This window comes from Dysosmobacter sp. HCP28S3_G4 (assembly GCF_052065175.1).
Lineage (GTDB): Bacteria > Bacillota > Clostridia > Oscillospirales > Oscillospiraceae > Oscillibacter.
This window is the reverse complement of the sequence record NZ_JBQHUP010000071.1, coordinates 1-8,550: the sequence shown is the minus strand read 5'-3', so window position 1 is coordinate 8,550 and position 8,550 is coordinate 1. Positions and strand designations below refer to the sequence as shown.

The 8,550-nt window shown below is 63.8% G+C and carries 10 protein-coding genes; 2 read left to right on the top strand and 8 right to left on the bottom strand.

Annotation, left to right across the window (positions count from 1 at the left end; translation table 11 throughout):
- Nucleotides 1–156: 156 nt before the first annotated feature.
- Together ACTNBU_RS11940 and csaB are read right to left on the bottom strand one after the other, a co-directional pair.
- Nucleotides 157–630, bottom strand: a complete 474-nt coding sequence (locus ACTNBU_RS11940; protein WP_441034252.1) for an NUDIX hydrolase — start codon at nucleotides 628–630, stop codon at nucleotides 157–159.
- Nucleotides 631–674: 44 nt separating this feature from the next.
- Nucleotides 675–2,900, bottom strand: coding sequence for a polysaccharide pyruvyl transferase CsaB (gene csaB, locus ACTNBU_RS11935; protein WP_441034250.1), 2,226 nt, complete (start codon nucleotides 2,898–2,900; stop codon nucleotides 675–677).
- A gap of 121 nt (nucleotides 2,901–3,021) precedes the next feature.
- On the opposite strand from csaB, the gene ACTNBU_RS11930 reads away from it, so the two are divergent.
- Nucleotides 3,022–3,495, top strand: coding sequence for a DUF4330 domain-containing protein (locus ACTNBU_RS11930; RefSeq protein WP_441034249.1), 474 nt, complete (start codon nucleotides 3,022–3,024; stop codon nucleotides 3,493–3,495).
- 83 nt (nucleotides 3,496–3,578) lie between these two features.
- On the opposite strand, the gene ispE is transcribed toward ACTNBU_RS11930, so the two are convergent.
- The 6 genes from ispE to thrH all read right to left on the bottom strand — a co-directional run bounded on the left by ispE (nucleotide 3,579) and on the right by thrH (nucleotide 7,878).
- Nucleotides 3,579–4,445: a 4-(cytidine 5'-diphospho)-2-C-methyl-D-erythritol kinase gene (ispE, locus tag ACTNBU_RS11925; protein WP_441034247.1), complete on the bottom strand. Its 867-nt coding sequence runs from the start codon at nucleotides 4,443–4,445 to the stop codon at nucleotides 3,579–3,581.
- A gap of 14 nt (nucleotides 4,446–4,459) precedes the next feature.
- Complete coding sequence (locus ACTNBU_RS11920) at nucleotides 4,460–5,266, bottom strand: NYN domain-containing protein (protein ID WP_441034246.1); 807 nt, start codon at nucleotides 5,264–5,266, stop codon at nucleotides 4,460–4,462.
- Between the two features lie 238 nt (nucleotides 5,267–5,504).
- Nucleotides 5,505–5,657, bottom strand: coding sequence for a hypothetical protein (locus ACTNBU_RS11915; RefSeq protein WP_441034244.1), 153 nt, complete (start codon nucleotides 5,655–5,657; stop codon nucleotides 5,505–5,507).
- A gap of 148 nt (nucleotides 5,658–5,805) precedes the next feature.
- Nucleotides 5,806–7,086, bottom strand: coding sequence for a DUF1015 domain-containing protein (locus ACTNBU_RS11910; protein WP_441034242.1), 1,281 nt, complete (start codon nucleotides 7,084–7,086; stop codon nucleotides 5,806–5,808).
- 21 nt (nucleotides 7,087–7,107) lie between these two features.
- Complete coding sequence (locus ACTNBU_RS11905; protein WP_441034240.1) at nucleotides 7,108–7,263, bottom strand: hypothetical protein; 156 nt, start codon at nucleotides 7,261–7,263, stop codon at nucleotides 7,108–7,110.
- A 15-nt stretch (nucleotides 7,264–7,278) separates the two neighbouring features.
- Nucleotides 7,279–7,878 (bottom strand): bifunctional phosphoserine phosphatase/homoserine phosphotransferase ThrH, encoded by a 600-nt coding sequence (thrH, locus tag ACTNBU_RS11900; RefSeq protein ID WP_441034238.1) that lies wholly within the window; start codon nucleotides 7,876–7,878, stop codon nucleotides 7,279–7,281.
- Between the two features lie 286 nt (nucleotides 7,879–8,164).
- Between thrH and ACTNBU_RS11895 the strand changes: the two genes are divergently transcribed.
- Entirely contained in the window at nucleotides 8,165–8,389 is a 225-nt protein-coding gene (locus ACTNBU_RS11895) for a DUF378 domain-containing protein (RefSeq protein WP_441034236.1), read from the top strand.
- The last annotated feature ends 161 nt before the right edge of the window (nucleotides 8,390–8,550 follow it).

Here is an 8,550-nt window from a genome sequence, read left to right as displayed (position 1 = left end):
CGTTTGCGCCGCGCAGCGGCAGCTTTTCGGCCCGCTGCGCGGGCAGAAAAGCGAGGCATTGTGAAGGCTGTCGAAAAAGTCCATCGGACTTTTTCGACAGCCAGAGCCCCGCGCCCCAAAGGGCGCGGGGGTTGTTCGTTTTCTGTTTTCCGCCGGTCACAGCGCCAGCGGCTTTCCGTTCAGCGCCGCGGCGGCCAGACGGTCGCCCTCGTAGCGCAGCTTCAATGAGAAGAAGGGCGCGTCCCGGTCCAGCAGCTCCAGGAAGATCCGGTCCCCCTCCCACATGGGCAGGGACAGCAGACGGTCCTTCCGGATCCACTCCAGCACACCCTCGTCGCAGGGATGGGCCGTCCCCGTCCACGCGGCGGCGGTGAACAGGTGCATGTACTCCGTGGGCGCCTGGTCCGAAACGAAGGTCACAAGGCCCCGGTAGCGCCAGTCCGTCAGTGTCAGACCCGTCTCCTCCCGGCACTCCCGCAGCAGGCACTCCTCCGGGCTCTCGCCCTCCTCGAATTTGCCGCCCACGCCGATCCACTTGTCATGGTTCACGTCGTTCTTCTTTTTCACACGATGGAGCATCAGATACTCCCCGCCCCGCTCCAGATAGCACAGGGTGGACTGGATGGCCATGCTCGTCCCCCCCTTTCCTCGTCTTCCGGCAGTCCGGCGGACCGTCACAGGCCCAGCAGTTCCCGGGCAGCGGCCACGTTGCCCCGCTCCATGTCCCGCAGCTTCCGGACGGCGGCCTCCTGGGCCTCCGGGCCGTCGTTCCGGGAGGCGGCGCGGCCCACCATGGCGATGAGCTTCTTCCCCGTCAGGTTCTCCAGGTCCGCGAACTCCTCCTGCCCGATGTACCGCAGGAAGGCGGACACCTTGGGATCGTACACCGCGCCCACCAGGGGGATGCCTTGTCCGGCGGCGAAGATCAGGGCGTGGAGCCGCATGGACACCACCAGCCGCATCCGGGCCAGCACGCCGATGATGCAGCCCGCCTCCCCGGCGTCGTCGATGAAGTAGTGGGGCGCCTTCATCCCCTGGGCCACCATCCGGGCGGCGGAGGGGTCCAGATGCTTTTCCACCGCCAGGAACACCGGCGTCAGGCCGAAGGTCTCGTAGGCGTAGTCCGCCGCGGCGGCAAAGGCCGGGGCAGCGGCCTCGAAGTTCTTCCAGCGCCGCAGGGCGAAGCAGATGTAGTTCCCGTGGGGCGGGATGCCCGAGCGGAGCATACAGGAGTCCACCTCGTCGTCCCCGGCGGCATGCAGCGTCAGGGCCGGGTCGGCAGTGAGCTGGATGCGGGGCACCGTCACGCCCATGGACCGCAGCTCCTCCAGGGAGTTGGGCTCCCGGAGGGTGATGACGTCCACGAAGCTGTTCAGCACCCGGGCGGCCATCTTCCGGTGATTGTCCCGCAGGACGGGGCCGATGCCGCAGCCGTACATCTGCACCTTGCAGCCGCAGCGCTTGGCGGTCCAGATGTTGTGGAGATAGTACCACAGAGAGCGGCGGGAGGTGACGTCCTGAATGAGGCTGCCGCCGCCGTTGATATAGAGCTTCGCATGGCGCATGGCCTTGTGCCACGCGGGGATGTTGCTGCGGTGGACCGCCTGGACCCGATAGGTCAGCCGGGTGGCCTTGGGGTCCTTGCTGAGGACAAGCATGGGCATGTCCGGGTCGATGCCCCGCATCTCCTCCAGGATGGCCTCCAGAATGGCGTCGTCGCCGGCGTTGCCCCGGCCGTAGGCGCCGCAGATCACCACGCCGTCCCGGTCCGCCCTGGGACGGCTGTGGCGGCGGACGATCTCCTCGTAGATGTGGAGCTGGGTCTCCACCATCTTCTGGATGGAGAACCGGGCGGAGGCCTTCTCATAGAGCTTCTCGCCAAGGGAATGGCGGAGGGCGTCGTCATTGCCCAGGGCCGCCAGCTGCTCCCCCAGGGTCTCCCAGTCGCCGGGCTCAAACAGGAAGCCGTTGACGCCGCTGTCGATGAGGTACGGCAGTCCGCCCACGGCGGTGGACACCGTGGCCAGATGGAACCGGGTGCCCTCCACCACGGCGTAGGAGAAGGTCTCGCTGAGGGAGGTCAGGGTGTTGATGTCCAGCGCGGCATAGAAGCGGTCCATACCGCCGGATATCCATCCGGCGAAGGTGACCTGCTTCTCCACCTTCAGCTCCTTGGCCAGGGCTGTCAGCTTTTCCAGCTCCTCGCCGTCTCCGGCGATGACCAGCCGCAGCCGGGGGCACTTGGCATAGGCCGCGGCAAAGCCCCGGATCAGGGTGGACATGTCCTTCACCGGGTTCAGGCGGGCGGCGATGCCCACCACCACGGAGTCCTCGTCCACGTCCGCCCCCAGGGAGCGGAGGTAGGCGATCCGGTCCCCCTGATCCGGCACGGGGGTGAACTCAATGCCGTTGTAGATGGTGTAGAACCGGTCCGCCGGGAATCCCCGCTGGATCAGCAGGTCCACCATGGCGTCGGACACACCGATGCGGTAGTCCAGCTGCCGCAGGGCCCAGGCGTTGATGTTGCCGTAGGTCACCCGGGAGAAGGGGCGGCCCAGATAGTCCAGCTTGTAGTCGCTGTGGACGGTGGTGACCACCGGCAGTCCCGTGGCCTTCCGCAGCATGGCGCCCATGAGATTGGCCCGGGCGCCGTGGCAGTGGATGACCTCGTAGCCGCCCTCCCGGATGTAGGCCACCAGCTGGCGGCGGATGCGCAGCAGATGGTTCCCGTCCATGATCTCCGTGGGGATGCCCATTTCCCGGGCCTCGTCGGCGAAGGGGCCGTCCCGGAAGCAGACCAGCTGGGCGGTGATGGTCTCGTTGAGGTGCTGCAGCAGGCTCAGCACGTGGGTCTTGGCGCCGCCGGAGTCGCCGCCGCTGATGAGATGGATGACTTTCATTGTTCAGTCCTTCTTCTGTGATCGAAATGAGGAAGTGAAATTTCTCTTGTGTATTCTGAAAAAGTATTATACAATAGACAGGATTACAGGTCAACAAGCCTTTTACGGAGGAAACGGCAATATGGAACAGAAGAAGTGGAAATTCAATGTCATCGACGTCATCGCCGTGGTGCTGATCGTGGCCGCCGCGGCCCTGGTGGGCATGAAGCTGATGAACCGCGGCGACAGCGCCCTGGCGGAGACGGTGAAAGTCACCTATCAGGTGAAGGTGGAGGGCGTCCCGGCGGAGCTGTATGAAAACTGCCAGGCCCATCTGCCCTCCCCGCTGATGGCCTCCGGCGAGCTGGTGGGCGGCCAGATCGAGTCCGTGGAGCAGCAGCCCTACTACGTGCTGGGGCCTGACGGTCAGTGGGTGGAGGACCCGGAGCATGTGACGCTGATCTTCACCGCCACCACCGACACCCCCGCCGGCGCGGTGATGACCACCAAGGTGGGCGAGCAGGAGGTCCGCATCGGCAAGACGGACTACATCCTCAAGAGCGAGTATATCGAGTTCAAGGACGGCACCGTCGTGGACGTGAAGTGGGGCGAGTGAGCGTCTCTCTTCCCCGGAAATACGAAAAAACGAGGAGCCCCCGCAGGCATCTGCGGACGGGCTCCCCGTTTTTATTTTTGCGCTCACACCGGCTCCGCCGGAAATACCTGGCTGTACCGGCTCCGGAGGCGCTCCGCCGCCGCGGCGGCTCCCTTCGTCTCCCCGGAGAGCCACAGGCCGAACACCGTGGGGCCGGAGCCGGTCATGACGGCGCCCAGTGCGCCGAAGTCCAGCATGGTCTTCTCGATGGCGGCGATCTCCCGCCGCTCCTCCGCCGTCAGCACTTCCTCGAACACGTTCTTCAGGTTCCGGGCCACGGCGGACAGATCCCCCGCCGCCAGCGCCGCCGTCAGGGCGGCGTGGTCCGGACGGTCTTTCAGCTCCTCCACCCGCACCCGGCCGAACAGCGCCGGGGTGGACAGGCCGAAGTCCGGCTTGCAGATGAGAATGGTGCATTCCGGCAGGGACGGCAGGGGCGTCAGGATCTCCCCCCTCCCCTCCGCCAGGGCGGTGCCGCCCAGGACGCAGAAGGGCACGTCGCTGCCCACAGCGGCACCGATGGATGCCAGTTTCGCGTCCGGCAGGTCCGGGGCGTACCAGTCCCGCAAAATGCGCAGCACCGCCGCGCCGTCGGCGCTGCCCCCGGCCATGCCCGCCTGGGCGGGGATGTGCTTCTCCAGGGCGATGTCCAGCCCCCGCGGGGGAAGATCCATGTCCCGGAAAAACCGGTCCGCCGCCTTCCAGGCGATGTTGCCCGGTCCGGCGGGCAGGTCCCCCTGATCGCAGGTCACGGCGATGTCCGGCCCCGCCGTCTCCGTCACCGTCACGGTGTCGTGGAGGGACACGGCCTGCATCACCATCCGCAGATCGTGGTAGCCGTCGGGACGGCGGCGGAGGATGTCCAGCGTCAGATTCAGCTTGGCATAGGCCTTCCGGGTCTCGGTGCGCACAGGCTCGTCCCCTTTCATTTCAGCTTGAAGTAGATGCGCTTGGAGGTCTCGCTCTCGTCGTCCGCCAGTTCCCGGGTCTCAAAGCAGCCCAGGGACCGGACGAAGGAGGCGAATTTCTTGAACTTGAAGTTCCGCACGTCGAAGTCCGGGAACCGCTTGGTGAGCAGATATCCCAGCTTGCCGGAGTAGATCCAGCCGTCGTCGTCGGAGTTCTCCTCCGTCAGCTCCCGCAGGGCGTCCCGGACGCTGTCCAGATTGGAGCCGTTGGCCTCCTTTTTGGGGAGCTTTTTGGCGGTGGGCTTCTGGGCGGCGGGCTTGCCGGACTTTCCCTTTTCGGCGGGCTTCTCCGGCGCGGCAGGGGCCGCCGGGGCCTCCTCCTTGCTGGCGGCGTACAGAATGTCCAGATAGGAGAACTTGTTGCAGGCGGAGATGAAGGACCGGGGCGTCTTCTGCTCGCCCATGCCCAGCACGTACATCTCCGCCTCCCGCAGCCGGGAGGCCAGGCGGGTGAAGTCGCTGTCCGACGAGACGATGCAGAACGCCCCCACCCGGCCCTGGTACAGCAGGTCCATGGCGTCGATGATCAGCGACGAGTCCGAGGAGTTCTTGCCGCTGACGTTGCTGTACTGCTGGATGGGCTGGATGGAGTTGTCCAGCACCACGTTCCGCCACGCTCCCATCTGGGGCGAGGTCCAGTCTCCGTAGATGCGCTTGTAGATGACGTTGCCCAGATTGTTGGCCTCGCTCATGATGACGCTGACATACTTGCCGGAGATGTTCTCCGCGTCGATGAGCACCGCCACCTTCATTTCCTTTTCCATACAATGCTCCTAATCCCTGAAATCTCAAAACGGGCCGCCCCGGGGCGGCCGTTCCGTGTAAAACGATCACAACGCACCGATATTGGTACATTTTTATCATACAATATCCCCCGCCGCTTTGCAAGACGGGAAAATGTCGAACCCCGCCGGACGCAAAATGCCGCCGGGAAAGCGCGGCGGCGCTCTCCCGGCGGTCCGTAAATTTCCGACGTTTCTGATGACGCTGCTGCGCTCCCGATCACAGCAGGTGCCGGCGGCTGCGGAACTTCCAGACAGCCTCCCAGATAAAGTAGACAACGCTGATCGCCGGCAGGGCGATCAAGGGCAGAAGCAGCAGCAGGTATACCAGGCTTCCGCCAAGGAACATCAGTGAACTGTAGATACCGAACATAACGCTGCCTCCTTTTCGATTCGTCAATTTTGCTAACAGTGTTAGCTATTTTCTTCCTTTCTTTAGTATAATCTTAACATATTCTGAACAAAAATCAAGCCCCCGGAACAGAAAATTTTTTCTGTTCCGGGGGCTGGTGCGCAATCGCTTACCGGATCTTCCGGGCCTCCACGTAATAGCGCTTATCCTGGGCGTGGCCCATGGAGAAGGTCTTGCGGGGCAGAACGCCGTCGGCCATGACGGTCTTGAACAGCTGCTCCTTGCCCATGGCCGGGAGCTTGAAGCCGATGCAGCCGGGCTTCGCGCCCAGCTGGTCCGCCACATCGTCGCCGTGGATGTAGTCCACCTCGCCGGGATGCTCCTTCAGATACTGGTCGATGAAGGCCTGGAGGGTCCCCACCGCCAGCTGCATCTTCGGCGACGGCACGGTGACGGTGCCCTGACGGCCCTCATAGGTGTAGGCGATGGTGTGGCCCTCGCCCGCGCCCTCATGGGTGCCGGGATAGAAGTCCTTCAGCGCCGCCAGCACCGCCTCCGGCTCCACGCCGAACAGCACCCGGTGGATGGGCTCGAACTGGAGAGCGTCGTCGTGGTTGTTCACCACCTCCACCAGGGCGAACCGGGCGGGATGGTCCGCCAGCTGGTCCGCGGGCAGAGACGCCTTCAAATCCTCCCAGCACTGCTTGGCGGTGGCCAGGGAGTGGTTGCCGTCGCCCACGGCGAACAGCAGCGGCGCGGCATCGCCCATGCCGTACTTCTTCTCCATGGCCTCCGGGGCCATCAGCCCCGCCAGGGCGTCCGCCGCGGCGTCCATCTGGGCGGGGGTCAGCTTCCAGCCCTTGAGATGGCCGCCGCCCTGCTGGAGGTCGAAGTCGTAGAGCTGCTCCATGCCGCCGGTGCCGGCGGTCAGCGGCTCGATGACCGTCCGCTCCGGATCGTCGATGAGGAGCATGACGTGGGGCAGCTCAATGGGCGCGTCCCGCCGCACCCGCACCCGGGGCGGGATCCGAGACAGCACCGTGCCCTCCGTGGCCCGGACCAGGGCGCCGGAGCCGGGGGTGAAGTCGTACTGGTCCAGATCGATCATGCCGATGAGGCCGTGGCGGATCTTTCCGTCGGACTGGGTGCGCTCGATGTAGAACAGGGACTCCGGCAGGCTGCGGAACACACCGCTGGCCAGATAGCTCCCCATGGTGTCGTTGATGGCGGCGATGTCTCCGTCCACGCCGGGGCTGTTGAGTTTCGCCTCCGGCAGGATCAGCCGCAGGGTGGAGGGGGCGTCCCCCACCGTCTTCTCCACGGCCTCCCAGTACTCCGGCTGAGAGGTGAACTGGTCGCAGGCCACCACGGCCCATTTGGTCATATCCGCATCCTTGGGAAGCAGGATATCCGCGGGGTAAAAGCCAAGGCTCCTGAATTTCTCGTTCATTGGGCAGCTCCTTTCAAATCGTTATTTCCTCAGTTCCCGAATCACCATTATGATGATTCCGATGAAGCAGACGGCTCCGGCAAGAATGCCCGGCATCAAATACGCGATGCCCAGCAGACCGCCCAACGCCTCCATCAGGAATCCCGACAAAACAGCCAATCCCTCCGCAGGTGTCATGGGAACGCTCCTCTCTTACAGCGCGGCCTTGATGGCGGCCAACAGGTCGCCGAACTCCTCGTAGGCCGGCAGCTCCGGATGGTCCGCCTTGATCTTCTCCGTGCTCTTGAACAGGAAGCCCGCCTTGCTGGCCTGGATCATGCCAAGGTCGTTGTAGCTGTCGCCGCTGGCGATGGTCTCGTAGCCGATGGACTGGAGGGCCTTCACCGTGGTGAGCTTGGACTGCTGGCAGCGCATCTTGAAGCCGGTGATCTCCCCGTCGGGGGCCACCTCCAGGGAGTTGCAGAAGATGGTGGGCCAGTTCAGCTTCTCCATCAGGGGCTTGGCGAACTCCTCAAAGGTGTCGCTGAGGATGATGACCTGGGTGATGGAGCGCAGCTCGTCCAGGAACTCCTTGGCGCCGGGCAGCGGGTCGATCTTGGCGATGGTGGCCTGGATCTCCTTCAGGCCCAGGCCGTGCTCCTTCAGGATGCCCAGCCGCCAGCGCATCAGCTTGTCATAGTCCGGTTCGTCACGGGTGGTGCGCTTCAGTTCGGGGATGCCGCTGGCCTCCGCGAAGGCGATCCAGATCTCCGGGACCAGTACGCCCTCCATGTCCAAACATACGATATTCATGGGTGTTTCCTCCTTATGACAGCGGTCCCTCCCGGAACGGGTCCGGCGGCCGCCGCTTCGTTTGTGATACCGGAACGGTCCGGCGCGCCTCGATCCCTCCGCCGGTCTCCGTTCCCTGATATGCTATATGAATTATACAATAGGCGGCCGGTGGATTTCAATTCCAAAAGTGAATTATGTGTTTTTCCCAAAAAAGCCACGCTGTTTTGTGTATACTCCCATGGCGTACGGGAAAAATAAGGCCGAAATCCCTGCGTATCTCAGATTTGAAAATGGAGGTCTTCATATGGTTTGGGATAAGATCGCCCTGACTCTTGCAGTCATCGGTGCGCTGAACTGGGGCTGCATCGGCATTTTTGGCTTTGATGTGGTGGCCTTCCTCTGCGGCGGCCAGATGGGCATCATCAGCCGCATCATCTACACCCTGGTGGGCCTGGCCGGTATCTGGTGCATCACCCTGCTGTTCCGGGGCGAAGAGCGCACCGGCCACTCACCTCATACCGCGTCCTGACGCTCCCTTCTCCCTCTCTCCGCAGAAAAGCCCGCCGCGTAACGCGGCGGGCTTCAGGCTGTCGAAAAAGTCGAGCATAGCTGGGCTTTTTCGCATTTATATGGTAAAATAAGCATGGGTGATGAAAGATGCTTGAACGAGGGAAGCTGGATCGTGGAATC